We start from the raw sequence: 26,564 nt of genomic DNA on the forward strand, positions 1-26,564 counted from the left end.
GGCATCAGACCCGGTGCCGCCGCCCGTCGGCGCCGGCGTCCCGCCGGACCTCCGCGGGCCGATGGCTGTAGTGGACGGCCCCGTGTTCGAGTGCGACGTGCCGAAGGCGGGGGTTTTCGGCGAAAGGCCGCAGGTCACCGTCCCGGACGACGGTGGTTCCGGTGAGCGCCACCCCGGTCAGGGACGGGTGGCCGGCGAGCGGGGCGAGCGAGTCCAGGGGACCGCAGTTCTCCAGGATCAGCTGCGTCAGGTGGGGCAGCCGGGCCGCGAACTCCACGGACGAGGTCTTCGCGCCGATCAACCGGACCTCCTCCAGACGGGCGGCGGCGGAAAGGCAGGCGGTGTCGCGCAGGTGGCCGTCGTAGATCCACAGGGTCCGCAGCTCCGGCAGGCCCGCCGCACCCGTCAGGGCGACCTCGCCATTGCGCAGGCACTCGATCCGCAGGAACCGCAGCCGCGGGTGGGCGCCCAGGAGTTCCAGCGCGCCGTTGCGCCAGCCGAGTGCGGTGAGGGATTCGAGGGCGGGCAGAGCGGCCGCGCTCTCCAGGACGATGCCTGCGGGTGCCTCCAGTTCCGTGAGCGACACCAGTCCGGAGAGGTCGACCCGCCCCTTCTGCCGACTGCCGAGGTGCAGGACGGCGAGCCCGTGACAGGCGGACACCGGCCCCGGGTCGCGGACGCCCAGACCGAGCCGGAGCGAGCGGAGGTTCGGCAGGGCGGGGGCGAAGGAGAGGTCCAACGAGGAGCCCGGGCGATGGCAGCCGACGAGCAGGCCGTCGCAGCCACCGGAGCGGAACGGCTCGGCGTACTCGGGCTGCCAGTCCTCGCAGGTGAGCTGCATCTCGGTGGTCCCCGAGGCGATCTTTCTGATCTTCATACTGCGACTGGCTCCGCTCGCTGCCTGCATCCCGACCGGCACCCTGCCACAGGCTACTGACACCGCTGCGGGGCCGGGGGAAGGGTCCGGCTACGACAGCCCGAGTCTCCCCTCGACCCCGTCACCCCTCAGCCCGTCACCCGAAGTGGGAAGTCGGCCGCGTCGACTTCCCACTCCACCCCGCCCTGGATGACCGCCGCCGGCCGGCATCTGCGGCGTGGCCGGCATCGGTCATGGCCGGACGCCCCCGGCTCACTTCTCCTCGAAGAGCAGGTCTTCCACGGGGTGGGTGAGCCGCAGGGTCTGCCCGTTGGTGATCTCCAGGATGCTGTGCAGCCCGGGGAGCTGCTTGCCGTCGGGGAGCGTGAAGACGTCGTTGGCCCCGGCCAGGAACGAGGGGAAGCAGGCCAGCGAGTCGCCGCCGAGGTCCAGGTAGTCCTTGAGCCGCCGGAAGAGCTTGGGGAGGATCACCACGTCCGTGTTGATCGACTTCATGTTGACGATCTTCGCGCCCGTGGTCGTCGCGTCCTGCGACCAGAGACCGTTGGCGGGGGGCGCAGCGGCCTGCACCTGGTGGACGAGGTTGGTCAGGACGCGGCGCAGGTCCTGGGGGAATCCCTGGTAGAAGGTCGGGTAGGCCAGCCCCTTCGACAGCAGGTGGTAGTTGGCGGTCTTCGCCAGGAGCTTGTCGTCCACGTTGATCTCGTAGCCGCTGGCCCCCGGCGCGTGGCCCCGGCCCACCAGTGCCACGCAGCGGCCGAGGCTGTCGGTGCCGCGGGTGAGGATGTAGCCGGCCACCCGGTCGGGCGTGACGCTGACGGTCTCGTCCTTGTGGCGCTGGATGTCCACGAAGCCGAGCCAGTCGAGCAGTTCGTCCGCGGCGGCGTCGGCGTACGTCAGGGGCTGGTGCTCGTCGTGCTGGTTGGCGCCCGGGTAGTGGGTCTCCAGGGCGTCGATGGCCTCCAGCCGGACGTTGACGTGGCCGTCGGCGGAGGGCCGGAGCGGCTTCCCGTGGACGAGCTTCCACTCACCCACGTAGTCGGGGATGAACCCGATCGTGTCGCCGTCCGGCTTGGCCTGCGCGGAGATGTGGAACGAGCCCTTGATCAACAGCATCGACATGGTGACTCCCTGATGCTCTGTGCTGCTTGCTGGGGTGCTGCTCTGCTGGGGTGGCGTGCGTGCCCCGGTGGTGGCCGTGCCGGAGAAGCCCTGCTCCCGGGCGGACGCCCCGTGGGGCCGGCCGCGGTCGGGATCCGTTCGGGTGACGGCCCGGGCGGCGTCCGCCTCGGATCGCGGACGTCGGGCGGGCGGACGCTCCCGGCGGCCCGGGCGGGGTCCCGGCCGAACCGGGCCCCGGGTGACGGGACGCTGACCACATGCTCCGGCAGGGGCCGGACGGCCGCGAGCCGGCGCGGGACGATCGGTGGTCACGCCGTCGCAACCGGTGCACACTGCCGTGAATATTCGTACACGGCTCTTGGTGTCGCAACCGCGCCCGGACGGGAGTCCCGGGGCGGGTGCGACGTTCACCCGCGCGCGCTCGCCCCCACGCGATACACCCACGTGATACACCCACGTGATTTCACCCGCTGTCCGACTCACCCGCTCTCCGATGCACCCACGCAGGGATGCCCCGAGGTGCGCGCACCCCGGGGCGCCCACCGGGGCCAGGCCGGCTACCCGTAGCCGGTTACCCGTAGGTGGGCCGCTGCGGCCAGCCCGCCGGCGAGTCCTCCCAGTCCTCCTGGCGCCCGTAGGGCGTGAGGTCGAGAACGCTGTTGCGGAAGACCAGCCGGTCCACCCCGCGCGAGTACGTGCTGTACGTCCGGTAGACGTCGTCCCCGTCGCACAGGAACACGCTCAGCAGGAAGCCGCCGCCGGCGCCGGTGTCCTCGGCGAACGAGGTGCCGTGCGACGAGACGAACGGCAGCGTCCAGCCCGCCCGCTCCCTGTGCGCCTCGATCTGCGCGAGCGGCATGTTCGACACGTGCACCCAGGTGACCCCGCGCTCCGCCAGCCCGTCCAGGGCATCCACGGGGATGTTGTCGGTGAAGCCCTTGCAGCCCGGGCAGATCCGGCCCGGCCCCCGGTCCATGAACTGGTAGACGACCAGCTGGTTCCGGCCCTCGAACAGGTCGAGCAGGGTCTTCGTCCCCGCCGGGGAGTCGAAGGCGTAGTCGTTGGCGAACTTCACCATCGGCAGACGGCGACGGCGTGCCGCGAGCGCGTCCTGAGCGCGCGTCAGTTCCTTCTCGGCCTTGAGCAGTTCCTCGCGCGCGAGCTGCCACTCCTCGGCCGAAACGATCGCGGGTTTCTCCATGCGGGGATTGTGACGCGAGGGACCGACAATCGGCCGCCGACGAGCCGTCAGGCCGCCCGCTGGCCGTGGACGAGGAGCGGAAGGGCGCGCCCGAGATTGGCGAGGGCCTGCTGGACGCGGGCGTTCTGCGCGGGGCTCATGAGGGCGGAGAGGTGCGCGAGGTCGGCGAACCGGGCGCCGTGGAGACCGGAGCGGCATCGGGGAGGGACGGTGACGCGCTGCTCCTCGCGGTCGGTGACGACGCCGCCGTCGAAGACCAGGTTGAGGCGTTCGAGGTAGCGGTCGGCGGGGGTGAAGTCGACCGCGAGGAGCTGGGTCACGCGGCGGAGCAGACCGGTCTGGGCGTGCAGGTGACGGGCGGCGGCGAGATGCGGCGGCTCGTTGGGGAGGGCCGGGCCGCCGGGGAGGAGGAGGCCGTCCAGGTGGTCCGGGTCGACGAGGAGGACGTGGCCGGCCTGGCTGCGGAGGAGGACGAGGGCCCCGAGGCGGCAGGCGGGGAGCTTCGCGAGGAGCCGGGGGTAACGCGTGGGGCGCAAGGTCGTGCTCGCTTTCCGGGGCGGTGCAGCGGCGGGAGCGTGAGGGGTGATGGCGAAGGCGGATGTGTAGGCGGAGGCGGAGGCGAAGGTGGAGGCGAAGGCCGGCGAGAACGGTGGCGGCGAACAGCAGCCACCAGAGGAAGCGGCCAACCAGCGCGACGTCACTCAGTGCCGGCCCCCCGCTCGTGACGCAGGCCCTGCCGGAGGAGATCGGTGATCCGGAGGATCTGGGCGGTGCGGGCGGAACCGAGGTTGATCAGGTAGGCGCCGGTCAACCGGCCGTACTCCCAGTCGACTTCGACGGAGGGGAGCTTGGCATCGGCGAGCGCGAGGACGGCGATCAGCTCCTCGACGGCGAGGGCCGCCTCCCGCCGCTGCTCGGCGGTCGCGCGGTTGAGGATGGGCCCCATCAGACGGCCCGCCGGCGGGGCTCGAAGGCACGGTAGGCCGCCTCGGCGGCGGAGAAGGAGGAGAAACCGGCAAGCCGGCCGGAGGAGTCGAGAAGCCACTCCCCCGTCATCTCGTTCCGCACCCGGTAGGCCCGGGCCGCCGGATCCCAACGCACGCCGTAGCCGTGGAGTTTGGTGGTGGGTTGGGTACGAGTGGCATGCATGGGCACTCTCCGCAGTTGGAGTTTCACGGTCTGTGTCCATCCTGACCTGATCTCAGGTAGCATCGGAAGCGAAGTTGGTCTTGACTTTCCGGCTGGCCAAGTTGGAGCAAGCATGGTGAACCGCAAGGAACTTGATCCTTCAGCAGGACGCTGGGCCCCCTTCGGCGTGCAACTCCGCACCCATGAGGGCCGGGCCTGTCAAGCGCGCGTAGGTGCCTGGCCTCGGGTTTTGTCCTGTTGGTGCCGGGGCTGCGTGGTCTTCGGGGCTTCCTCGTAGTCGCTGTTTCCGCCGCCGTGTGGGAGGAGTCCAGTTGGAGCGCCCGGAGCCCGGTGAGGGACGAGCGGGCGAGGACGAACGAGCTGGACACCGATGCGCGGTGGCGGACGATGGACGGCTGAGGAAGCGTGAAGTTCATTTGGGAGGCGGATCGTTGGCGCCCCGGGCAGGTGGTCTGCGTGTGGTGTCACATGCACCCATCCGGCGTCTGGCCGGGGTGGGCCGGCGCCATGACCGTGGTCCGGGGACCGGGCTGCTCAGTCAGGTCATCGAGCGCGGCGGAGCCGTCTCATGCGTAGTTGCGAGCGCACCCGGGGGTCTGTGGGCGATCCGCGCGGCGGCGGTGTCATCGCCGTGGTCGCTTGCGCTGGTCCTGCTCGGCGTCGAGGTCGCGCAGGAGGTGGTAGGCGCGGGTGAGGAGTTTGCGGGCGATGGCAGTGGTGGCGATCTTCTTGCCGCGTCGGGCAGCGATGGCTTGGTAGGTGTCGGCGAAGGCGGGGCTGCGCTTGGCGGTCTGGGCGGCCTCGCACAGGATCCAGCGCAGCCACGCATCGCCCTGCTTGGAGATGTGCCCCTGGTGGACGGTGAGGTCCGAGGCCCGGACGGTGGGGGTCAGGCCGGCCCAGGCGGCGAGCTTGCGCGCGGAGGGGAACCGGGTGACGTCACCGACCTCGGCGAGGATCACCAGCGCGGTGAGCACTCCGACACCGGGCAGCTCCATGAGGCCCTTCACCCGCGGGTCGCCCCGGGCATGCGCGGCGAGCTGCTTGTCCAGGGCGTCGATCGGCACCTGCAGCGCGTCCATGAGCTGCAACAGGTCGTCCACCACGCGGCGGGAGGCGTCCGGCAGCTCCAATGACGCGAGCCAGTCCCGGCCGGGACCGGTGAAACAGCCGCCGGACCGGTCCTGGCCCAGGTCGGCCAGGACCGCGTGGACCCGGTTGCGCAGGAGCGTGCGCAACCGCACCAGCTGGAAGCGGTGGCGGAGCAGGGCCCGCTGCTGGCGCACGTCCAGCGGGGCGATCCACGCCTCCGGCAGGAGATCGGCACGCAGCAGCTGTCCCAGGATCGCGGCGTCGACCTTGTCGTTCTTCAGCCTGGCCGAGGCGATCGCTTTGCACCGCAGCGGGTGGACCAGGTGGGGCTCGTAGCCGTAGTCCTCCAGCAGTTCGACCAGCCAGCCCCAGCCGTAGGCGGCCTCGAACGCGACCGGGGTGCCGACCGGCAGGTCCCCGATCACCCCCAGGACCGTCTCCACGCCGTTGGGGACGTTGCGGTTGACCCGCACCGCGCCGCCCTCGTCGATCACGGCGATCTGGGACCTCTTGCGGTGCACGTCGATACCAACGTAGACAGACATTGAGGGCCTCCTTCCCGAGCCCGTGTACCTACCCGGACGATAGGCATCGCCCGGATGAGCAGGGAAGGGGGCCCGGCCCTCATATGGTCAGGTCACGCGAGGCAGCGGGCCTCACGCAGGCCCAGTTGGCGGAGCTGACCGGGTTCCACTACTCGACGATCTCCTTCGCCGAACTTGCCACGAAGCAGCCCTCGCTGCGCCTCGCCCGTGCGGCAGACGTGGCCCTCAACACGCAGGGCACCCTGGCTCTCATGTGGCAGCAGGCTTCCAACTCGGCCGGCCTGGCCGAGGGGTTCACGGAGTTCACGCGGCACGAAGCGCAGGCCGCCGAGATAAGGCTGTTCGAAATCGGCCTCATCCCCGGCCTGTTCCAGACCCGGGCCTACGCCGAGGCCGAACTTGCCGGGGCGGTGGGACGGGGCGAGGTCACGGCCGACCAGGCGGACGAGCGCCTCAGCTTCCGCCTGGCCAGGCAGAAGCTGTTGACCCGTACCCCTCCACCCCTTATCTACGCCGCCCTCGACGAGAGCGCCCTGCGGTGGCAGCTCGGCGGCCCGGCCGTCATGGCCGAACAACTTGATCGCCTCGCCGAGCTGGCGAATGAGCCGCACATCCTGCTCCAGATCGTCCCGTTCAGCATGGGAGGCCTCCGCTCGTTCCGATCGGCCGTCACCCTGCTGACCCTCAGCGACCACGGCCAACTCGGCTACACGGAAACGCTGCACCGCGGATTTCTTGAGAGGGACAGAGCGACTGTCGCGATCTGGCGCAGGAGATACGATCGGCTTCAGGTGGACACGCCATCCCAGGCGGAATCCCTGGCCCTGATCAGCAGAATCCGGAAGGAACTGGCACCATGAGCTCCAGCCTTGACCTGTCCTCGGCCCGCTGGATCAAGTCCTCCCACAGCTCCGACGGCGGCCAGTGCATCGAGGTCTCCCCCGGACACCCGGGCGTCATGCCCGTCCGAGACTCCAAGGACCCCAACGGGCCCGCCCTCGTCTTCCCCTCCGCCGCCTGGCAGTCCTTCGTCACCGCCGTCCGCGCCGGCGAGTTCGACGCCACCTGAGCAACCGGCACCCCACAGGCCCCGCCGCCCCTCCCCAGGGGCTGCGGGGCCTTCTCGTTCTCCTCCCCACCGGCGGTCGAAACCCGCGAGTGCAGAACCGGAGGAACAGGCCGTCCCGGGTGTCCCGCTACGGGAGGAAGATCTTGCCCGGCTTCTGCTTCAGGCTCTGCAGGCAGAGGGTGTACTTGTCGCTGCCCCGCTTGTAGGTGAAGTAGCCGTCGGCGTCGGGGAAGGACCTCCGGCACACGCCCTCGCCGTCGTTGGTGTCGTCCTCGCGGCCCACGACACGGGCCTCGGCCCTCGCGTCGGAGCAAGGGACCACTTCGACATCGGGGTTGCTGTCGATGGCACCGGGCAGGACGATCGAGTTCTTGTTGTGGATGCAGTCGCCGGCCTTGGCGAACTCGGGGTCGCCCTTCTCCACGAGGACGATCAGCGAGATCAGGATCGCCGGGATGAGCACACCGAGGATCGTGGGTCGCAGGTACACCGGCTTGCCCGGGTTCGCCGGCGGGCGGGGCGCCCCGGGCAGCGGCTCCGGCAGCTTGTTGATCTTCAGGCGCTGCGGGACGTTGATCAGCATGACGATCGGGTTGACGATCATCGAGGGGATGCCCCACCAGCCCTGCCAGAGGCTGTCGGAGGTCATGTCCCGATGCGCGGCGATGCCGCAGCTGCGGCAGTACGGTCCCCGGCGCTTCAGGTACCTCATGATCACAATAAAGCCCTGGTGCCCGCGGAAGGTCGCATCCACGGCCGGGACGGAGCCGCAGTACTGGCAGCCGAGTTGTCCCTCGCCGTAGACGGGCAGGCCCGAGGCCGTGGCGTCGGAGGCGGGCTCGGTGGGCGCGGTGGGCTTGGTGAGCCCGATGGGCGCGGTGGGCGCGGTGGGCGCGGTGGGCTCGGCGCCGTGTGGCAGCTCGGCAGACTGAGTGGAAATGGTGGATCCCCCGTGACGATCAAGGTGTTTGCCTCGGCAACCTACCGCTGCTCGAACGCCAGGGCGGGTGATTTAAACCTCGGCGGGCGGAAGGTCGCCGAACCGTGATCACAAATCAGTCGATCGATGCCGAAACTCCCCGGGCGCGAGAGCTGCACGCGCGCACGCGCTGTGGCTGAGCACTTCGGCCGGCGAATCGTCATGGTTGGCGCAGTCCCGAGCCACGGTGGAGGAACGCCCGTGGCCACGGGCGTCATACGGCCTTGTGTACGAATGAGGTCTGGGCGGGTTGGCCTGGCGGGTTGTCTGATTGGTGCTCACCCCTCGGCGGAGCGGTCGGAGACCAGGGCGGCGACTGCCGCGTAGGTCTCGTCGAAGTACTCGCGGCGTCCGAGGTAACGGTGGAGGGTTCGCCACTGCTTGTGTTCAGCGTTGGCGTGCTCGACGCAGATGCGCTCCGAGGACTGCTGGTGGCGGGCCGCGTCCCAGGCGGCGATGTCTTCGGGCGGGGCGCCCTTCTTCGGTTTGAGCGGCGGGGCTTGGACCTGGTCGGGGAACTGCTTGGCAAGTCCGCGATAGCCCGCGTCGACCTTGGCCCTGACCTGGGGGTACTACTCGAACAGGTCGCAGATGAGGCCGGTGAAAATACGATGGGACAAGCCCGTGCGGCCAAGGTATTCCGTCACAACAACACCCGACCCGCACAGCCCTGTTGACGCCATGACAGAAGCATGGTCGTTACAGCGCGCCACGTCGCCGGATTCTGACACCGGGTCATCCGGAGCTCGGGAGAGCGGAGAGCAGGGCCGCGGCGGCGCTGTCGAAAGGCGCGATGCTGCCCGCTGCGCGACAGAGGATGTGGGCGCCTTCGAGTGTGACGATCATGAGGGTGGCCAGATCGGCGGCCTGGGATGGACTCATTCCGGCGTGGGTGAGCTTTCCGGTGAGCTCGCCGACCCAGCCGGCGAATCCTTCGGCCGCGACAGTGCGCAGGCTGCTCTGGTCGGCGATGGCCGCACCGCCGTCGATGGTGACCGCCGCGACTGCGCAGCCGCCGCCGTCGGCGGACGCCTGCACCACGGGGCGGACGTTGCCAAAGAACGCCTCCACGACTTCGCGTGGTGTGCGGGCCGGCAGTTCGTGCAGGTGACCGCGGACGTCCTCCGCGTTGCGGCGAGCGGCTTCGAGCGCGAGTTGCTGTTTGCCGCCCGGGAAATGGTGATAGATCGCCCCGCGCGCGGCCCCGCTCTCGGCCAGGACGTCATTGAAGGTCATCGCGGCCAAGCCGTGGCGTCGCAGCAGTCCGATTGCTGCGCTGATCATGCGGGACTTCGTGTCCGTGGCCATCGCGACCCCCTTGACTAGTACGTCCATCCTAGTTCATGCTCACCCACTAGGACGCACGTACTAGTAGCGTGGGCTGGACAGCCCCCGAAACCGGAGGTTCGTGATGGGCAAGACGTTTCTCTACACCGAGATCCAGGCGGCAGTGCCGTTCGATCAGTTCGACTGGCACCAGATCAACGCGGCACTGAAGACCGCGCCGGGCCTGATCCGCAAGACGTGGCTGTCCGGCATCGGGACGCACACCGTCGGTGGCTTCTACGAGTTCGACAGCGCCGAGAACGCCCTGGCCTTCGCACAGGGCCCCTTCGCCGAAGAAGCCCGCCGTGCCGGAGCCCCGGCAACGACACGACTGTTCGACGGCGACATCGTCAAAGACGCCAGCCTCGACCTGAACTCGCCGTACTACACCTGACACCGCAGATCGCCGCCGGGTCAGCTCTGAACACCGCCTCGCCCTACTGCCGGGGCGAGGCGGCCCCAAGGGAGAGGCATCTCGATGGACATCACGCGGCACCCCGAGAACACCGTGAGCTGGATCGACCTCGGCACCCCCGACATGGAGACGACGACGGCGTTCTACACCGCGCTGTTCGGTTGGACCGTCGCCCCACCGGACCCCAACGGCTACCGGCTCTGCACACTGCGCGGGCATCTTGCCGCCGCCTTGGGTCCGGCCGACGACCCCGGCGCACCCTACTGGACGATCAACGTCACCGTGTCGGACATCCAAACCACCGCCACCCGCTTCACGAGCTTGGGCGCCCAGATCATCGTGGCACCCACCCGGGTCGGGGCACTCGGCCACGCCGCCGTCGCCCTCGACCCCGTCGGCGCACCACTGTCACTCTGGCAGCCCGGCACCCACACCGGCATGCAGCTGGCCCACGAACCGGGCACCTTCGCCGGCATCAGCCTTCTCACCGACCACCCCGAGCAGGCTGCCGCCTTCTACCGACCAGCCCTGCACTGGAGCTCCAACCCCGAGCACACCGAGTTCCGGTTGCCGGACAACTCCACCGCCGCCACCAACCCGCCGCCAGGGAAACCAACGGCGCAACGATCACTCTGGCTGGTCAGTTTCGCCAGCAACAGACCCGATGCCGACGCCAGGCAGGCCCGACAGCTCGGTGCGACCGAAGTCCGCCAGGACTCCAACGGAGACGTGGTCCTGCGCGATCCCACCGGCGCTCTGTTCGGCCTCACCCAGCGCACCCGATAGCTCCGACTCCGTCCGAACGCGTTGCCCAGGCAATCGCGCACCAAGTTGATAGCGGATGACGCGGTACCCCAGGCCCGCGAGCCACGAGAACTGCTCGTCCCACATGTGCAGGTCGAGCATGCCGCCGTGGAGCAGAACGACGGGGGGTCCTTCGCCGGCCGACTCGTAGAAGAGCTCGCCCGCCTCGACGGGTACGGTGGCGGCGGTGACGGCGTGTGTCCATGCATGCGTCATCGTGGGTCGTCTCCTCGATCCGTGGGGTGTGGCGGGGCCTGTGCGAGGTCCTTGAACTCCTCGCCAAGGCGACGGGGTACGTGCAGAGCCGTCGTGACGTCACCGGCGGTGAGATCGGACAGCCGGCGCCGCAGTTCGGCTTCCTCGGCTTCCTGGATGCCCCTGATGGTGGCTTCCCCTTTCGGGGTGAGCCGGGTCAGGCACGAGCGCCGGTGCTCCGGATTCGGGACGCTCTCAGTCGGCCCCAGGGCCGTCGCACGTACTGTTCTGATGATCCATCACATTACTTTTCGGACACCGTAGATCTGGCGGCGGCCCCACAGCCGATCGCCGACCCCGGACTCGGCCCGGACTCAACCCCGACCGGCCGGGTGGCGCACAGGAAGTCGGCGGGTCCGACTTCCTGTGCCGGGCGCGCTCCGGGAACCACGAAGGGCTCCCCTCCTCGCTTCCCCGCTCAGCGGTGGCGGCGGTAGTACGACACGGTCACGGCGGCGAGCAGCGGACCCCAGAGGACGAGCGGCTGGTAGAGGGTGCCGACGATGGTGTGCCACGGCCCTTGCATCGCCGGGGTCTCCTCGACGCTCCACCAGAACACGAAGCCGCTCCAGATGCAGACCAGGGCCGCCGCGCCGAGGGCGGCGGGGACCACCGCGGCCAGCGGATGGACGCGCCGGCCTCCGATGACCGGGATCCAGCGCGGCACCACCTCACCCCAGGGCCGGACCAGACCGAGCGTCAGCAGGGCGAAGGCCTCGGAGACCACGCTGAGCCCGATCACGTAGACCACGCCCCAGCCGGGGATGTCGAAGTTCTCGCGAAGCACCTCGTCGCTGTAGCCCACCGGAAGGCCGAGACCCAACGCGATCCGCCAGAGCCCCGAGGGAACGGTGGTGAGGGCGGCGGCATGTGCGGCGCGGACGGCCCAACGAGGCGCCGGAGCAACGGTGTTCGCGGGAGAGGACATGCCCCCAGCCTCGCCCGTGCACGACGCGGCCGCGTCCTCCCGCCGGCTCGGACCGCTCCCCCCGCCGGGGGAGGTCCCGGCTCGCGCCCCGTCCCCGGTGGGTGCAGCCCCGCTCCCGGCGGATGTTCGCCCCCGGAGGGAGGCTCGCAGCGGCGGAAATGCCCGCGCCGACGTGAAGCGGCTCGTGATACGTTCTGCGGCGCACCATGCTGCCGCGAACCGAGGAGGTGAGACCGATCAACGCTGTGACAGGTCGGGGCTCCCTCTCGCGCGTGGTCCAGGGAGCGCCCGCAAAGGCATCCCGAAAGGCTTGAAACGCAGATGCGCTTCACCTCCCAGACGTCGTCCGACGGCGTCACCGAACAGCTCTTCGCCCTCCCCTTCACCTTCGGTGCGATCCCCGGCGTGCTGTGGACGCCGGACACCGCCGTCGGCGCACGCCCGCTGATCCTGATGGGACACGGCGGCGGTCAGCACAAGGCGGCCCCCGGCATCGTGGCGCGTGCCCGCCGGTTCGCGGCCGAATGCGGTTTCGCGGTGGCGGCCGTCGATGCGCCCGGCCACGGCGACCGTCCGAGGAGCGAGGAACTCGACCTGCTCATCACCGAGATGAGGGCCCGCATGCAGAACGGCGGTGACGTGACCCCGGTGCTCGCCGATGTCCATGCCCTCATCGCCGGCCAGAGCGTCCCGGAGTGGCGCGCGGTGCTGGACGCGCTCCAGGATCTCGATCACGTCGGCGCCGGCCCGGTCGGCTACTGGGGGCTGTCGCTGGGCTGCGGGCTCGGCGTTCCGTTCGTCGCCGCCGAGCCCCGGGTCCGCGCTGCGGTCCTGGGTCTGAACGGGGATCGGCAAACCTCCACCGAGGCGGCCGCGCGGATCACCGTCCCGGTGGAGTTCCTGGTGCAGTGGGACGACGAGCGGGTCCCGCGGGCGGAGGCCCTCACACTGTTCGACCTCTTCGCCTCGGCCGAGAAGACGCTCCACGCCAACCCCGGCCGGCACGGGGACGTCCCGCTGTTCGAACTGGACAGCTCGGTGCGGTTCTTCACCCGGCACCTGGGCTGACACCCCGTCGATCGCGACGCGCCGGCCGGGTTCCCCCCGGCCGGCGCACCCCCGGGCAGCACGGCCGGCGCACACCCGGGAGGCGCGGCAGGCGCGCCCCGGGCCGGCGTGACGGTCTGACCGGCGTGCGTGGGCAGTTGCGAAAAGCAGACGGAAATCCGGGTGCGGAGGGACGGCCGTTCCTGGCACCATGGCGCCCGTGATCACGTACCGAAAGGCCGATGCCGCGTAGACGGCCGCGCGCCCTGCGCGCTGGACAACAGGTCTCCCGCATCTGGGGGCCGGCCCCGCCGTTCCGGATCCACGGACTCTCCGCCGGAGCGAGTCTGGCCGTGCGCCGGGTCGAGTTCCTGAGCGGCAGTTTCTACATCCGCCCGGGCGCCACCGAGCACGCATTACGGCGGTACCGCGACTTCCTGCACCCGCTCGGCACGCGCCCGCTGTACCCGCAGGAGGCGGCGTGCCCGTGCCCCGGGTGCGCCTTCGACGATGTCAGGTACGCACGCGACGTTCTGGAGGAAGTCCTGGAGCGACTGCCGGCACGGGCCCGCGCTGAGCTCGGCCGCCTCGTGAAGCCTCTGGACGCGGTGTTCCTGCGCCGCACCCTGCCGGACCCGTTCACACACCGACGCCAGTGGCGGACGCAGTTCTGGTGGTACCGCCGCCTGGCCGAAAGGTCGGAGTGGGGGTGAGGGAACCGGTGGAGGAAACAGCGGAGGGACCCAAGCCGGCCCGCACCGACGTGGGATGACCTGCTTCCGCTGGAGGGGGCCAGCGCCGCGACGACGGGTCGCCCGCTCCGGTCAGGTGCGCTCGAAACCGTGGGTGCGGCCGATGACGGTGAAGCCGCGTCGCTCGTACCAGCGGCGCGGCCAGTCGTCGGCATCGGCGGTCAGGAAGCGGCTGCCGCAGCCTGCGGCGGCCGCCCGGCGCAGGGCGGTGCCCAGGACCGCGTCGGCGTGTCCGCGCCGCAGGTGGGCCTCGGAGGTCATCACGTCCTCGATCTGGGCGATGCCGAGCCCGGGTTCGAGATAGAGGTCGGCCCAGGCGGCCACCTCGCCGTTCTCCGCCCTGGACCCCAGGAACTGCACGACCTCGGCCCCGCGCCGGCGCGTCTCGCGGCGGTCGACCAGCATGGTGATCACCTCGTCGGAGGCCTCCGGCAGCCAGGAGCGCCAGCGCGCCGTGAGCGGTTCCCGGATCGCCTCCAGATCGACGTCCTCGGCCGGGCGTCCGCCGGCGGCGGGCGCCGGACCGGTGTGAAGCATCACCAGGTAGGTGTGGTGCCGGTACCCGGCGCGCTGGAACGGCCCGGTGCACATGTCCCCGAAGTCCCCGTCAAGGACCGAGACGAGACGGTACGACCGGTCCCCCATGGCCTCGTCCACCAGAGCGGGCAGTGCGGCCGGGTCGACACCGCCGCGGTCGACGACGACCTGGTTGTGCGACCACGACTCGGCGAACCGGTCGTCGTACACCGCGAACCCGCACGGGAGTTCGGTGGTGCGCCCGGCCTGCCGACGGGCGAACCCGGCGAGGAAGGCTCCGATCCGCTGCAATCCGGAGTCCGGCATGAGCCCCACCCTAACGTGAGCTTCAACCACCGAGGTCGCACGATCCACCGAACCTGCCCGAGGTCGTGGGCCCTGGCGAGCCCCTTGCGGAAGGGCAGCGGCCTTCCCGGCGGCGAGACACCACCGGGAAGGCCGCCGTCGACGGGAGAGCGCTGCCGACGATCCGAGGGCTACGCCTCGGACTCCTCCGAGTCGCCCGGCTCGTCCGACTCGTCCGGCCGGCTCGGTGTGTCCACCGGGTCGATGCCGTCCTCGGTCTCGTCGACCGGCGCGACACGGCTCCCGACGCGGCCTGGATCCACCATGGTGTCCTCCTGTTGTGATTGCGCATGAAAGCGCTTGGTGATCGCCGATGGAACCCGGTTGGGTTCCCGGCAGGTTCACGAGGGGCGGCGCAGCTGCTCACCCGACATCCTGAACAGCAGAAAGTCGGCGTGGATGCCACGCTGCTCCACGTACTGGTTCTCCCGGCCCTGCTGTTCGAAGCCCACTCGTCGAAGGAGCCTCGCGGACGCCGTGTTGCGGGCGTCGCAGCTGGCCGTGATCCGTTGCACGCCCGCGGCGAAGAGGCGGTCCGCCACAGCGGTCATCGCTTCGGTCGCGTAGCCGCGATGATGCACGTCCGGCGCAAGCGTGACGCCCACCGTTGCCTGACCCCCGCCGGCCTCGATCGCGACAGCGAGATCACCGATCAAGCCGGGCCGCTGCGACCGCTCGATCGCGTACTGGAAGAAGCCGGGCCCGTCGGGAGTCTCCGTGAGATAGCCGGCAACGATCGCCTCTGCCTCCGCTCGATCGATCGGCGAGCGCCAGCTCTGGTAGCGGGCGACGCCGGGGTCAGAGCGGTAGCGAGCCAGAACCGGCGCGTCCTCACGGCTGAACCGCCGTAGCCGAAGCCGACGCGTCACGAGATCGGTCATCCGCCCCTCCCCTCGCACGCCGGATCCCGGACCTGCTACTGCGGCCTGTCACGTACAGCCCGAGGGACTGCCGCTGCAGCCTTCGGGGACCGCCAGGTTGGCGGCCTCCACCGCGACGCGCGGGGCCGAACCCGCGTGGGCCGGCGCACCGGCGACGGCGAGCACCAGAGCCGCCACCACACCACCGACCACCACCCGAACTACCCGTGTGAGCACGATGATCCTCCTCGACCGCGAACGGAGCACTGACTCTCAGTAGGCCCGCTGCCTGTAGACAACCGGTCAACACCCGGTACACAGAACGCCGTCGGAATCAACCAGTGAGGTGTTACCCCCGCCGGGCGATCGCCGAGCAGGACCGCCCTGGGTGATGGCCGGCGCATCAAGCAGCGTTCGCCCTGTGCCGGGCCCGTGCTGGGGGGTGGACGCGGCGAGGATCGCCGAGTGACGTTCACCAGCGCGAACTGGCTCTGTTCACGAGATCGGGTTCTGGTCCAAGTCCGCTGACTGCACCGGCAGGTCAGGCCCGGTGGTCGGTGAGGAAGGGGCGGGAGCGCTGCCCGGCCTGGGTCAGCCCGATGCTTCGGCCGTGAGCGCCGTGCCTGTCCGGGTGCGCAGGTGTACGGCCGTACGGCCCGTGCGGCGGGTCGTCACCAGCCCCGCACCGCGCAGAGCGCCGAGGTGCTGGGAGACGGCACTGGCGGTGACACCCAGGCGGGCGGCAAGGTCGGGGGTGCTCAGCGGTTCGCCGAGCTCTGCGAGGAGTGCGGCGCGGGTGCGGCCGAGGACGGCGGTGAGGCCGGCGGACGTCGGGCGGGGCTGTTCCCAGAGCAGCCCGACGCCGGACGCCGGGTAGCGGATGGAGGCAGCGGTGCGCGGGGAGTAGTCGACGATCACATCCGGCCAGCCGAAGACGGACGGCATCAGCACCAGCCCGTGCCCGCCCGCCTCGACTGTCCATACCGCACCCGAACTGCGGCGCCCGTGCACCACCAACTCGCCCTCCCGCCAGACCACATCACCGTGCAACTGGGCGAAGAGCCCCTCCACCCCGCCGTCCACCAGCGCCACCGCCCGCCGGCCCAGGTCCGCCTCCAGCACGGCCCGCATCCGCCCCCAGTGCGGGGCCACCAGCCGAGCGTGGCAGCGCGTCAGCGCATCGGCGACCCGTTCCAGCAGGACCGCCGGCCCCGGCAGATTCCCGGCCTGGGCACCCAGCGCGGCAGCGCACTCCGCCGCAACGTACGCCGGGTCCGTCGCCCGCAAGCCCGCCAACTCGGCCTCGAACGCCGGCAGGCGCTCCCCCGACACCGGGAAGAGGAACGACGGCAGGCAGCCTTCGAGCAGCGTCCGCAGCAACGGCAACTCCGGCTCCCCCGCCAGCACCGGCTGCGCCTCGCGCACCCACGGCCGGTGCACCTCGTGCCCGCCGACACCGAGCGCCGCCCGCACCCCGAGCACCGTCTCGGCGAGCGGCGACACCGCGAGCCGCACCCGCGCCACCTCGGCCGCCGAGAGCCGGATCTCCACCGCCATGTCCGCCCTGTCCTCTGTTCGTTTAGCCGTGGCTGAACGATAGCCAGGCCCGACCACCACCCCCCAGGCTGTCCGCCATGGAATTCCTCACCTCGTACGACGGAACCACGCTCGCCTTCCGCACGCTCGGCGACGGCCCGCCGCTGCTCTGCCTCCCCGGCGGCCCCGGCCGCGCAGCCGAGTACCTCGGCGACCTCGGCGGACTGTCCGCCCACCGCACCCTGATCCTGCCCGACACGCGCGGCACCGGTGGCTCGGCGATGCCCGCCGACCTCGCCACCTGCCGAGTCGACCGCCTGGTCGCCGACGTCGAGGCGCTGCGCCACCACCTCGGCCTGGAGCGCGTGGACCTGCTCGGCCACTCCGCCGGCGGCAGCCTGGCCATGCTCTACGCCGCCGCCCACCCCGACCGGCTCACCAGCCTGACCCTGGTCACCCCGTCATTCGCCGCCGCCGGACTGCCCTCCGACACCGGCGTGGAGGAGGTGATCACCGCCCGCGCGGCCGAGCCCTGGCACGCGGAGGCCGTGGCGGCGCACCGGCACATGAAGACTGCGAACACCTTCGCCGAGGCCGCGCCGTACCGATTCGCCTTCGAGCCGCTGATGTACGGCCGCTGGGACCACGCCGCCCGCGCCCACGCCGCCGCCGACCCCGCCCAGCGTGCGCTCCCCGTCAGTGAGCACTACTACAAGGACTACACGCCCGACACCGAGGAACTCCGGCGCCGCCTGGGCGCTCTGCCCTGCCCGGTGCTGCTCCTCGCGGGCGAGGTGGACCTGTGGCCCACCGCCAAGTCCGCCGCCGATGCCGCGTCGCTCTTCCCCGAGGTGACGCTCGCCGTCCAGCCGGGTGCCGGCCACTACCCGTGGCTGGACGACCCACAGGCGTTCACGGCGACGGTAGAGGGCTTCGTCTCCAGGGTCAGCTGACAGCCCGCTCCGAGCAGCGTGCTGCTCCCCTGTCCGAGCGCCGCGGGATCGAGAAGACCGCCAAGTCCAGGCCTGGAGTCCAGACCTGCCGAACACGGCCTGCCCCTTCACGGCTGGAGCCTGGCCACGGTGGCCACCTTCCTGGCCGCCGCTCTCCGTCTCACCCTCTCGGGGGAAGCTCAGTCGAGACAGAACTCGTTGCCCTCGATGTCCTGCATCATCAGGCACGACTCGTTCTGCTCATCGGCAAGCATCAGTCGCACGCGTACCGCGCCGAGCGCGACCAGTCGTTCGCATTCGGCCTCAAGCGCGGCCAGGCGCTCTTCACCCACGAGTCCGGTGCCGACCCGTACGTCAAGGTGCAGCCGATTCTTGACGACCTTGCCCTCGGGAACGCGCTGGAAGAGCAGTCGCGGGCCCACGCCCGAGGGATCACTGCATGCGAAGTATTGAATCCGATCCTCAGGTGGCAGCGAGCGGTCGTAGTCGTCCCATGTGGCAAACCCCTCTGGTGGTGGCGGTACGACGTACCCCAACACCTCGCACCAGAAACGAGCGACGCGCTGAGGCTCTGCGCAGTCGAAGGTGACCTGGAACTTCTTGATCGCTGACATCGGCCCACCGTAGCAGGAGGTCTTTTCTGCTCAATTCTCTTTAGGGGCACACATGTTGACGGACGGAACGTCCTTGCGGACCGCTGCTGTGCCGTGGCGGGCGCAGGGGGTGAAGGGATGTCGGTGACTGCAACGGATGCACTCGGGTCCCGGGCGGGAAGCGGAGAACGCCGTGCACCCTGGCAAGCTGAGGGCATGGCTTCCTCCGGCAAGCAAGAACTGAGCGCAGCGATCCGGAATGCGCCTCTCCGGCCTGGTCGGATCGCGCGGCGGCCGGGCGAGAGCTCGCGGCATCGGACAGGATCGACGAAGTCGCGGATGTCATCCACCGTCTGCTCCTGGACGCTCAGGACACGGCGGTCACCCAGGAGACCGCCGAGGCCCTGCTGGCACGCAAGGACACCGTCGGCCTCCGCTGCGTGCTGCTGGCCAGGAGCCAGGCCGCCGAGACCTGGACCGCAGACGAGATCCAAGCCGCCCTGGACTGCGACCCCGACTGGATGACGACCGAGGGCGCGGACCGGCTGATCAGGCAGGTGCACGAGCTGGCGGCAGACGAAGACGCCGACGTCCGCGACGAAGCCCCACGGATTCTCGCGAGGTTGCGACCGCGCTCGCGGTGAGGATGCCCCGGACGGCGCCAGCACCCCGGTGTCGCCCCGGTCGTCCCGGTCATCCCGGCCGCCCCGGACACCCCGGACACCCGGCGAAGACGAACGCGGTGCCCCACCCCTCATGGGGGCGGGGCACCGCGTCAGTTCGTCACTGCACGCGTCACATGCAGGCGCGCGAGGACCAGTGGCTGCACCAGAGCGACTCGACGATGGACTCGGACTCCTCGTGCAGGCCCTGCAGGTCGAGGATGAAAGCCATGACACACCTCATTTCTCTGTTGGGACCGTTTCCCTGCTGGGAACGGCGGTGGTGCTGTGTTCACCGCGACGACGGAGTGCCGCGGTGGTCCAGGAGGGGAAGGGCGCTGACGCCCTTCCGGGTCGACGCCGCGTGGAGCGCCAGGAGGACACCGGCCGCGCCGGTGGCCAGGTCGGTGGAGAGCCGGTAGAGCTGCTGCCCGGGCACGGCCACGCGGTCCTGATGGCGGACCAGGTGCCAGGAGAGCCGGTCGACCTGGTGGTCCAGGTGCGGGGAGTCGCCGGTGGCGAGGGCGCAGATCAGGCCGGCTCGGCCCTCGAAGAGGCCGGGCATCAGGAAGAACTCGGCCGCGCAGGCCCGGTCCAGCTGCTCGGCCGCCTCCGCGAACCGGGGGTCGGGGCGGTGCCGGAGCAGGGCGCGCACAGCGATCACCGCGCCCGCCGACCCCGATCCGAGGTAGGCCGTGGACTGGTTGTCCTGGGTGAGGAGCAGCCCCTTCTCGTCCAACCGGGTACTGGCCAGATCGCGGGCCAGGGCTCCTTCGGCGAGGTCCAGCCAGCGCTCCTGCCCGGTGTGCTCGTACAGGCGGACCAGGAAGAGCGCCACCCCCGAGCCGCCGTGCAGCAGTCCGACCCGGCCCTTGCCCAGGGGCGGGCCGCCGGGCGCGGCGAACTCCTCGCCGATGGCGAGCGCCTCCTCTGCCAGTCCCGGATCGGCGTGGCGGTCGGCGAAGTGCAGCAGGTTGAGGCCGATGCCGGCCAGGCCTCCGGCCAGGTCCGCTCCGAAGACGCCGAGCTGCCGCCGGTGCCCGGTGAGCTTGCGGGCCCGGGCGAGGACGTCCATGGCCTCCGCCTCGCAGCCGACCTGGTCGAGGGCGAGGGCCGCGCCGTGCAGACCGTCGTAGAGGCCGGGGCGGACCACCTTCGGATCGCGGGCGGCCCGCAGCAGCCAGTCGACGTGCTCCTTGGGGACGGGGTAGCCGACGGTCGCGAGGGCGTGGATCACCCCCGAGGCACCGTGGGCGAGGTCGATGCCGGCCCGGTTGAACTGTTCCGGGTCGCCCGGGTACAGGCGGTCGGTGCGCGCCGGGGTCGCGGCGGCCAGGATGCCCTCCGCCAGCTCGTCCATGACGCGACGCCGGTCCGCCGGGGTGGTCGGGACGGGTAGCGGGCGGCCGGGGCTGGTGCCCGCGCTGCTACCGGTACCACCTCCGACGCCGGTCCGCTCGGCCGCCCCGGGCGGAAGGGTGCCACCGGTGGCGGCGGACAGGTCGCGGACCAGCTCGGCGGCCCAGCCGGCGGGCAGGCCGAAGCGGTCGGCGGCGGCCTCGGCGAGCTGGGCGGCCTTGCCGGAGTCCAGCTCGATCAGGAAGGTGAGCGGGAGGAAGAGGAAGAGCCGCATGCAGGCGAGTGCGTAGTCGTCGATCGACTTGCCGGTGCGAGCAGCCGGGGAGATGAAACCCGGTGCGCCGAACCCGGGCGGGGTTCCGCCGTCGAGGTCGAAGGCCAGCTCGAAGTCGACCAGGGCCAGCCGCCCGTCCGGCCGGACCATCACGTTGCCCGGATGGAGGTCGCCGAAGGCGACGCCGTGCCCGTGCAGGGTGCGCAGCATCGCGGTCAGCTGCCCGGCGAAGTCCAGTGCGGTCGCGGCGTACTCGGCGAGCGCGGCCTCGGTCGGCTCGGCCCGCAGCAGCGGGTGACGGCCGGTGAAGAGGTAGCGTTCGAGCTTCTCCCCGTCGATGAACTCCTCGACCAGGTACTCGTGTTCCCACACCTTCAGGTGGTCGAAGAGCTGCGGGACGAAGTCCAGCCCGGCGAGCCGGCGCAGCATGTCGGCCTCGCGGTGGAGGCGTTGGACGGCGTCCGCTCCGTGCTGGTCGAGTCCGGCCAGCGGCCGGGCCTCGCGCAGGACGACCGTCCGGCCGTCGCGGCGGTCCCGGGCCTTGTAGACGCCGCCGCCGTTGGAGAAGTGGAGCGCCCGCTCGATGTCGTAGGGGAAGTCCTCGGGGGCGGCCTGGCGACCGCGAGCGGCGATCTGTTCGGCCAGGAAGTCCGGGATCTCCACCCACTCCGGGACGGAGAACACCGGCCGGCGCAGGTCGGGGACCAGGGTGCCGGTGGCGTCGCGCAGGGCGGAGACGGTGCGGCCCTGCTCGTCCAGGCAGTACAGCTGACGGAAGGCGCCGTAGCGGAGGTAGAGCAGGCTCTCGCGCCAGCGCAGGTCGCTGAGGATGTACGGGCCCTGTCGACCGGCCAGCAGCGGGGTCAGCCCGTCGAGAAGGCGGCGCAGCTCGTCCGGGTCGCGCGGATAGAGGGTCAGCAGTTTTCCGCTGGAGCCGCGCGGCGCGTACTTGGAGTTGGCTTTGAGGACGGTTTCGCGGCCGGCCAGGAATTTCGCACTGATTCGCTCGGTGCGGCAGAATTCCAGGACGGTCTCGATGATTTCGGGGGCCTCGTCCAGGCTTCCGGAGACGTGGACCTTCCAGCCCTGGTCGGGCAGCGTGGTGCCCTCCGGGTGCAGGTAGACCCAGACGGTGTCCCGGCTGCGCTCCCACCCTTCCGGCACCGGCCGGGTGGCGGGCGGGTACAGGTCGGCCGCGTCGTCGCCCGAGCCGGGCTGGTCGTAGAAGACCGGGTCCGTCTCGCAGAACTGCCCATAGTCCGCTGGCCGCATTCCGGGGATCCCCCTCACACATTTCTCGGCGGCCCGTGCGGGTTTTGCCAGGCCGTTTGTCATCGCGTCGGGCGGTCCGGCCCGGCGATGGCACAGGTATATCCGGTATCCGGAGAGCGGCTCAAGGCTTGCGGGAGCAATAACGGCGTGTTAAGCGGAGGTGCTGGTCGCGAATTCTGCCCGAATTGCCAGTGTTTCACGTTGGCCGAAAGCCGGTGAACCGCCCGCCTTCGTCCGTACGTGGCCGCCGGCCACCGGCGTTGGGATCCACCCTGGTCGGCGGCCGCGCCCGCCCCTGTCGTGGTGCGGCGACAAGAGTTCCGGCCACGGCCCCACCGGCGGACGACGATGGTTTCAAGCCAACCGGCCGACAATCCATCGGCAGGACCCGGCCACGGAACACGCGGGCAGCGGCGGGTGCCCGATCAGGCAGACGGCGATCCGATACCCCCCGCCGTGATCACCTTGGCCCCCCCGGAGTGGAAATCCGGCCCGGACAACACCCCACCCCTGCTGCCGCAGCGGCCCGGTCCTCGGCAGGCACGGCTCTCGGCAGGTCCGGTGCTCGGCAGGCACGGTGCTCGGCAGGCACGTTCTCGGCAGGCTCTGCTCCGGTGCGACGTGAAGCAGGGCCGTGGGACGGCGCTTCGGGGCGGCGCGATGGGGCGGTACTGCGGGGCGGTACCGGCGGGCTGCGGCAGGGTCAGAGCCGCTGGTCCAGGCGATGGTTCACTCCCGTACGGACGGGGTCGCCGGGTTCGCGCTCACCGGGGACCGGCGTTTCACCGGCCGCCTGCCGGCATCGGAGCGAGCTCGCCGGGACGAACGGTCAGGTCGCCGGATATGACCGGGGCGAACGGTGCCGGGGCCATGCAGGTGCCGACCTTGCCCTCCACCGGCCGGCCGGGATCGGTGTCGTCGACGTTCACCACGCCCCACGAGAAGCCGACCCGGTCGGGGTGACGGGGCGAGCCGCCGTCGAGGACGCTGAAGCCGCGACGCTGGCCGACGGTGTCGGCGACCTCGGGGTCGGCCCGGGTGATGACGGCGGTGAACGACGCCGTCCGGTCCCCCGTCACCAGGCAGTCCACGGCCGCCTCCGAGGTGACGGCGTGGTCCGCCCCGGCGACGTGGTGGGAGATCCGGACAGTGCCGCGCGCGTCGGTCGGCAGACCCTTCGGCAGCCCGGGCAACGGCCGGGTGAACGGTGCGGCCTCCACGTCGAAGGTGAAGCGAATGTCGTCGTCGGGCGAGTAGACGAAGGAGATCCGCGCCGAACCGCTCACCTTCGCCTGCGCTGCCGCCATCGCGCCGCCCGCTCCCAAGCCGTCGGGCGCCACCCCGGCAGCGGCGGGGGACGATCCCGCGCCGATGCCTGCGGCGACCAGCAGGACGGCGGCGGCGGCGAGCGCCCCGGAGACCTTCGAGCGGGTGGCGGTGAAGAAGGCGGACATGGTGAACTCCTCTGTCTGCTGGGCCCGTCGGCCGTTGGCCGGGGCTTTCGTCCTGGTGACGTGTCCAGCTTCTCGCTCGCCCGCAGGCCTGCCCAAGTGCCGATCGGCAGGTTCTGGAGGCTCGCAGACGGCCCGTCACCCCTGCCGTTCGGCAGGGGTGACGGGCCGCTGAGGAGCTGTCCGCGCAGACCGTCCACCGTCGACCCGCCGGTCTCTCCGGGCTGTTCGCGAAGAACTCCAGGCCGCGCGAGCTGCCGACCGGCAGCTGATCAGCCGGCTCGACACCAGTCACTGACTCCCGGAGAGGGGCCTGGCGGGACGGGAGTCACTGTTCCGCCACGCCCTCGTCGGCGGGCCGGAGCGCCGGCCCGTCACTCACGACTGTGCCATCAGGACGCCGCCCGAAGGCGGCCGCAAGAACGACAGGCAGGTCCTCCTCGGGGACAGCGGCGCGCGCCTCCGCGAGGACATCGGGAAAGCCGGCGTCGTGAATGACACCGAAGTACTCCTGCCGCAACCGGTGTACGACCTCCACGAGCTCGGCCGCAGCTGCATCCAGGCTCGGGACATTCGGATCTCTTCCTCGACCTGGTCCATGAACCAGCGCATGACCGCATACGGGATGTCCAGGTGTCGCCCACGGGGATCGAAACACACCGTGGGCTCGCGCGCCGGGTCCTCGTCGGGGACGACGGCGGTCACGACGGCCCGTTGCTCCCGCACGAGGTCCAGTTCCAGGTACCAGGCGTCGTCGGGCACGGAGTACAGCGCGGTGATCGCGTAGTCGCCGCTCGGGTGCGCCGGCATCGCCCTCACGCCTTCCCCTCGGTCTTCGGCGCTGTGGTGCGGACCTCAGCGTCCGGCGTCAGCCGCAGACCGGCCAAGGAGAGGAAGTCGGCGAGCTCGATCCGGCCGCCATTGGTTCCGTCGTCCCAGCTGGTCCAGAGCCTCGACTCCCCGCCGTCCCAGGTGTCGGTGTCCTCACTCGGGTGCAGCTCGACCGTCCCCTCACCGTGCCGGTACCGCAGATACAGGTACTGGCCTCCGGTCGTCCAGGCGTCCCACTGCGAGGGGCAGCCCCCGCAGGTCTGCACCACTCGGGCGATGATCACGTCCTCGTGCAGGTGGGCCTCGACAGCGCCCAGATGCTGGTCGTGCGCGATGAGGAGGTCGTCGTCGAGTCCGAGCAGGCGGACGCTCCCGGCGGGGAACTGGAGCGTGAGGCCGGCAGTGAAATCGGCACGGCCGTCGCTGTAGCCGATCTCCCGAACCGAACGCACCCGCTGCCCGACGAATCGGGTCACCGGAACATCCGGCGAATCGTCGACCACGGACACCCTGCCGTGCTCCTCCATCGAATACCCTCCGTGCGGCTCATCGAGAAACACGGGCCGTCCGCCCGGCCTCACGACCCCGCCGAGCAGCTCCGCACACCGCCCGTACAGCAGAACCCGTTGCCCGCTGTCGAGCACCGTGACGGCGTCGGCGTGTACTACCGCCGCTTTTCGGACTCGACGCCGATCACTTCGGACGGATCCGTGCGGAGCACGCGTTCCAGTCCCTGACGGAGTCCACCAAGCCCGGAACCGCCCATCGCAGCGGAATCTATCTGACGCCCGTCACGCGAAACGGTGACGAACTGCACTTCCGCCTGCTGCGGTGCTCCACGAACCTCTCGGGGCCGACCGAGAGCTTCGCCCGACCGACACGCGCATCGTCGAGGCCCTGAACCGCGAGGCCGCCGCCGTCTTCCGGTACCAGGCACCGCTGAATCACGTCCTCGCCCAGATCTACCACAGCACCCTTGCCACGGCCGAGCGCAAGCAGTCCAAGGCCAAGATCTCGGCCCATGCCGACAAGATCAAGGACATGCCCGCCAACGGCATCATGGCCTTCTGCACCTTCTACGACCGGCTCGACAAGCTGCAGCCCGTGGGCGAAGACGCCTTCGACTACGGCGTGAAGGGCGCCAGCGGGCTGACCAAACTCCACTTTCGCCTCAAGGACCGGACCGAGGAACCCGGCGGGGTCGCGCTCCCCCCGCAGTTCACCGTGACGCTCTACCCCGGCTCCGTTTTCTTCATGCCACTGTCCACCAACCGCCTGTGCACGCACGAGATCCGGCCCTCGACGTTGGACGCCGAGTTGCTCCCGACCCGCCTGGGATACGTGGTGCGCTGCTCGAACACCGAAGCCGTTCACAAAGACGGCCACACGTTCCTCGAACTTGCCGAAGACCTGGTGAAGCTGGGGCCACCCACACCGGCCGGCATGGACGAGCTGCGCAGGCTGTACGCCGAGGAGAACAGGACCTCGTCCTTCGTTGATTACGGTGACGAATTTCGCTTCAGCATGAACACGGGAGACTACATTGCCCCCCGAGTCTAGGATCTCGGAGGAGATCCTCTCATACACTATGCCAATTGAGGAGAATCTCTTTGCAGAGCTGTCCGCGTCGGCCCGCTTGGAAGACGTAGGAAAAGGCCGGCGCGGCGCCGTGCTCACCAGGATCGACGAGGCGGGTGGCATGCCTCTCGTGCGTACTACCACTCGATACGGCAGCCCGGCGCAGCGTTTCAGGCGGTGCACGAACGACTGGCGCAACAGATCCAAGAGCATGCGGCGCTTCCGGCCGGCTTCAACAACGCGCTCATCGAGAGCTACACGAACGCCTACACAACCATGGGCAGCCACTCCGACCAAGCCCTCGATCTGGCCGACGAGTCGTTCATCGCCGTCTTCTCCTGCTACCAGCATCCCGAAGCGAGCCCGCCGAGGAAGCTGATCTTCGAATCAAAGGGGTCCGATGGCGAGAAGTTCGAGATTCCCCTGACCCACAACAGTATCGTCGCGTTTTCCGTCGAATCGAATCGGCGAATCAGGCACAAAATCGTCTTGGACACGCCCGCCCAGAGGGCGGACAACCAATGGCTGGGCGTCACCTTTCGAACGTCAAAAACATTCGTCCGGTTTCGCGAAGGACATGCACTCCTCCCGCAGGGTGCACGCCTCATGTCGGCCGACGATGAGCAGAGGCACGAGTTCTACCGACTGCGGCGCCGCGAGAACAAGGAAACGGACTTCGTCTACCCCCTGCTGACGTACACCATCAGCGAGAGCGATCTGATGCCGCCCGTCTGACCTTGAGGGCTTTTGAC

At 70.3% G+C, this 26,564-nt stretch carries 28 protein-coding genes and 2 pseudogenes; 10 read left to right on the top strand and 20 right to left on the bottom strand.

Annotated features, from left to right (window positions below):
• Positions 1-4 precede the first annotated feature (4 nt).
• From C2142_RS31920 to C2142_RS31950, 7 genes are all read right to left on the bottom strand, one after another.
• Positions 5-877 carry a hypothetical protein gene (locus C2142_RS31920; RefSeq protein ID WP_148646294.1) on the bottom strand — a complete coding sequence of 291 codons (873 nt, stop codon included), beginning with the start codon at positions 875-877 and terminating at the stop codon, positions 5-7.
• A gap of 252 nt (positions 878-1,129) precedes the next feature.
• On the bottom strand, positions 1,130-1,999 hold the full coding sequence (locus tag C2142_RS31925; protein ID WP_148646295.1) for a nuclease: 870 nt from the start codon (positions 1,997-1,999) through the stop codon (positions 1,130-1,132).
• 571 nt (positions 2,000-2,570) lie between these two features.
• The gene (locus C2142_RS31930) at positions 2,571-3,200 is read right to left on the bottom strand and encodes a DUF899 family protein (protein ID WP_148646296.1); all 630 of its coding nucleotides are present in this window, start codon (positions 3,198-3,200) and stop codon (positions 2,571-2,573) included.
• Between the two features lie 47 nt (positions 3,201-3,247).
• Positions 3,248-3,736 carry an NUDIX domain-containing protein gene (locus C2142_RS31935; RefSeq protein ID WP_148646297.1) on the bottom strand — a complete coding sequence of 163 codons (489 nt, stop codon included), beginning with the start codon at positions 3,734-3,736 and terminating at the stop codon, positions 3,248-3,250.
• Between the two features lie 161 nt (positions 3,737-3,897).
• Positions 3,898-4,146, bottom strand: coding sequence for a hypothetical protein (locus C2142_RS31940; RefSeq protein WP_148646298.1), 249 nt, complete (start codon positions 4,144-4,146; stop codon positions 3,898-3,900).
• On the bottom strand, positions 4,146-4,349 hold the full coding sequence (locus tag C2142_RS31945; RefSeq protein ID WP_148646299.1) for a hypothetical protein: 204 nt from the start codon (positions 4,347-4,349) through the stop codon (positions 4,146-4,148). The genes C2142_RS31940 and C2142_RS31945 overlap by 1 nt, the downstream gene beginning before the upstream one ends.
• Positions 4,350-4,972: 623 nt before the next feature.
• Positions 4,973-5,986 carry an IS110 family transposase gene (locus tag C2142_RS31950; RefSeq protein ID WP_148646300.1) on the bottom strand — a complete coding sequence of 338 codons (1,014 nt, stop codon included), beginning with the start codon at positions 5,984-5,986 and terminating at the stop codon, positions 4,973-4,975.
• A gap of 83 nt (positions 5,987-6,069) precedes the next feature.
• Between C2142_RS31950 and C2142_RS31955 the strand changes: the two genes are divergently transcribed.
• Together C2142_RS31955 and C2142_RS31960 are read left to right on the top strand one after the other, a co-directional pair.
• On the top strand, positions 6,070-6,846 hold the full coding sequence (locus C2142_RS31955; RefSeq protein WP_148646301.1) for a helix-turn-helix transcriptional regulator: 777 nt from the start codon (positions 6,070-6,072) through the stop codon (positions 6,844-6,846).
• Positions 6,843-7,055 (top strand): DUF397 domain-containing protein, encoded by a 213-nt coding sequence (locus C2142_RS31960; RefSeq protein WP_148646302.1) that lies wholly within the window; start codon positions 6,843-6,845, stop codon positions 7,053-7,055. The genes C2142_RS31955 and C2142_RS31960 overlap by 4 nt, the downstream gene beginning before the upstream one ends.
• Before the next feature lie 127 nt (positions 7,056-7,182).
• On the opposite strand, the gene C2142_RS31965 is transcribed toward C2142_RS31960, so the two are convergent.
• The gene (locus C2142_RS31965; protein ID WP_148646303.1) at positions 7,183-7,704 is read right to left on the bottom strand and encodes a hypothetical protein; all 522 of its coding nucleotides are present in this window, start codon (positions 7,702-7,704) and stop codon (positions 7,183-7,185) included.
• A gap of 1,065 nt (positions 7,705-8,769) precedes the next feature.
• Positions 8,770-9,342 carry a TetR/AcrR family transcriptional regulator gene (locus tag C2142_RS31970; protein ID WP_148646305.1) on the bottom strand — a complete coding sequence of 191 codons (573 nt, stop codon included), beginning with the start codon at positions 9,340-9,342 and terminating at the stop codon, positions 8,770-8,772.
• Between the two features lie 103 nt (positions 9,343-9,445).
• Here C2142_RS31970 and C2142_RS31975 point away from each other — a divergent pair, with 103 nt between their 5' ends.
• Both C2142_RS31975 and C2142_RS31980 read left to right on the top strand, forming a co-directional pair.
• A complete protein-coding gene (locus tag C2142_RS31975; RefSeq protein WP_148646306.1) occupies positions 9,446-9,754 on the top strand; it encodes a YdhR family protein in 309 nt (102 codons plus the stop codon).
• Positions 9,755-9,838: 84 nt separating this feature from the next.
• Positions 9,839-10,561, top strand: coding sequence for a VOC family protein (locus C2142_RS31980; protein WP_206671061.1), 723 nt, complete (start codon positions 9,839-9,841; stop codon positions 10,559-10,561).
• A 691-nt stretch (positions 10,562-11,252) separates the two neighbouring features.
• Here the strand turns inward: C2142_RS31980 and C2142_RS31985 are convergent.
• Positions 11,253-11,762 carry a hypothetical protein gene (locus tag C2142_RS31985; protein WP_148646307.1) on the bottom strand — a complete coding sequence of 170 codons (510 nt, stop codon included), beginning with the start codon at positions 11,760-11,762 and terminating at the stop codon, positions 11,253-11,255.
• A 321-nt stretch (positions 11,763-12,083) separates the two neighbouring features.
• On the opposite strand from C2142_RS31985, the gene C2142_RS31990 reads away from it, so the two are divergent.
• On the top strand, positions 12,084-12,830 hold the full coding sequence (locus C2142_RS31990; protein ID WP_148646308.1) for an alpha/beta hydrolase: 747 nt from the start codon (positions 12,084-12,086) through the stop codon (positions 12,828-12,830).
• A 221-nt stretch (positions 12,831-13,051) separates the two neighbouring features.
• Complete coding sequence (locus C2142_RS31995; protein ID WP_241002902.1) at positions 13,052-13,522, top strand: hypothetical protein; 471 nt, start codon at positions 13,052-13,054, stop codon at positions 13,520-13,522.
• 111 nt (positions 13,523-13,633) lie between these two features.
• Here C2142_RS31995 and C2142_RS32000 read toward each other — a convergent pair whose 3' ends face one another.
• The 5 genes from C2142_RS32000 to C2142_RS32015 all read right to left on the bottom strand — a co-directional run bounded on the left by C2142_RS32000 (position 13,634) and on the right by C2142_RS32015 (position 16,860).
• A complete protein-coding gene (locus C2142_RS32000) occupies positions 13,634-14,404 on the bottom strand; it encodes a GNAT family N-acetyltransferase (protein ID WP_148646309.1) in 771 nt (256 codons plus the stop codon).
• A 170-nt stretch (positions 14,405-14,574) separates the two neighbouring features.
• A complete protein-coding gene (locus C2142_RS41760) occupies positions 14,575-14,709 on the bottom strand; it encodes a hypothetical protein (RefSeq protein ID WP_277347285.1) in 135 nt (44 codons plus the stop codon).
• Between the two features lie 75 nt (positions 14,710-14,784).
• Positions 14,785-15,324: a GNAT family N-acetyltransferase gene (locus C2142_RS32005; RefSeq protein ID WP_148646310.1), complete on the bottom strand. Its 540-nt coding sequence runs from the start codon at positions 15,322-15,324 to the stop codon at positions 14,785-14,787.
• Positions 15,325-15,372: 48 nt separating this feature from the next.
• Positions 15,373-15,540, bottom strand: coding sequence for a hypothetical protein (locus C2142_RS32010; RefSeq protein ID WP_153882837.1), 168 nt, complete (start codon positions 15,538-15,540; stop codon positions 15,373-15,375).
• A 354-nt stretch (positions 15,541-15,894) separates the two neighbouring features.
• Positions 15,895-16,860 (bottom strand): DUF5937 family protein, encoded by a 966-nt coding sequence (locus C2142_RS32015; protein WP_148646311.1) that lies wholly within the window; start codon positions 16,858-16,860, stop codon positions 15,895-15,897.
• Positions 16,861-16,937: 77 nt separating this feature from the next.
• Here C2142_RS32015 and C2142_RS32020 point away from each other — a divergent pair, with 77 nt between their 5' ends.
• Positions 16,938-17,792, top strand: a complete 855-nt coding sequence (locus C2142_RS32020; RefSeq protein WP_148646312.1) for an alpha/beta hydrolase — start codon at positions 16,938-16,940, stop codon at positions 17,790-17,792.
• Positions 17,793-17,971: 179 nt separating this feature from the next.
• Here C2142_RS32020 and C2142_RS32025 read toward each other — a convergent pair whose 3' ends face one another.
• Positions 17,972-18,406, bottom strand: coding sequence for a VOC family protein (locus tag C2142_RS32025; protein ID WP_148646313.1), 435 nt, complete (start codon positions 18,404-18,406; stop codon positions 17,972-17,974).
• A 419-nt stretch (positions 18,407-18,825) separates the two neighbouring features.
• Here C2142_RS32025 and C2142_RS32030 point away from each other — a divergent pair, with 419 nt between their 5' ends.
• Positions 18,826-19,029: a hypothetical protein gene (locus C2142_RS32030; protein ID WP_206671062.1), complete on the top strand. Its 204-nt coding sequence runs from the start codon at positions 18,826-18,828 to the stop codon at positions 19,027-19,029.
• 310 nt (positions 19,030-19,339) lie between these two features.
• Here C2142_RS32030 and lanKC read toward each other — a convergent pair whose 3' ends face one another.
• The 4 genes from lanKC to C2142_RS40680 form a co-directional block, all read right to left on the bottom strand.
• Positions 19,340-21,952, bottom strand: coding sequence for a class III lanthionine synthetase LanKC (lanKC, locus tag C2142_RS32035; protein WP_162002603.1), 2,613 nt, complete (start codon positions 21,950-21,952; stop codon positions 19,340-19,342).
• A 782-nt stretch (positions 21,953-22,734) separates the two neighbouring features.
• Complete coding sequence (locus tag C2142_RS32040) at positions 22,735-23,406, bottom strand: hypothetical protein (protein ID WP_241002903.1); 672 nt, start codon at positions 23,404-23,406, stop codon at positions 22,735-22,737.
• A gap of 375 nt (positions 23,407-23,781) precedes the next feature.
• Positions 23,782-24,213 carry a hypothetical protein gene (locus C2142_RS32045; RefSeq protein WP_241002904.1) on the bottom strand — a complete coding sequence of 144 codons (432 nt, stop codon included), beginning with the start codon at positions 24,211-24,213 and terminating at the stop codon, positions 23,782-23,784.
• 5 nt (positions 24,214-24,218) lie between these two features.
• Complete coding sequence (locus C2142_RS40680; protein ID WP_241002905.1) at positions 24,219-24,710, bottom strand: hypothetical protein; 492 nt, start codon at positions 24,708-24,710, stop codon at positions 24,219-24,221.
• Positions 24,711-24,860: 150 nt separating this feature from the next.
• On the opposite strand from C2142_RS40680, the pseudogene C2142_RS32055 reads away from it, so the two are divergent.
• Positions 24,861-25,794: pseudogene (locus tag C2142_RS32055) on the top strand (hypothetical protein).
• Positions 25,778-26,547: pseudogene (locus C2142_RS32060) on the top strand (alpha-ketoglutarate-dependent dioxygenase AlkB). Before C2142_RS32055 ends, C2142_RS32060 begins: the two co-directional pseudogenes overlap by 17 nt.
• Positions 26,548-26,564 lie beyond the last annotated feature (17 nt).

This window comes from Streptomyces sp. CB01881 (assembly GCF_002953255.1).
GTDB lineage: Bacteria > Actinomycetota > Actinomycetes > Streptomycetales > Streptomycetaceae > Kitasatospora.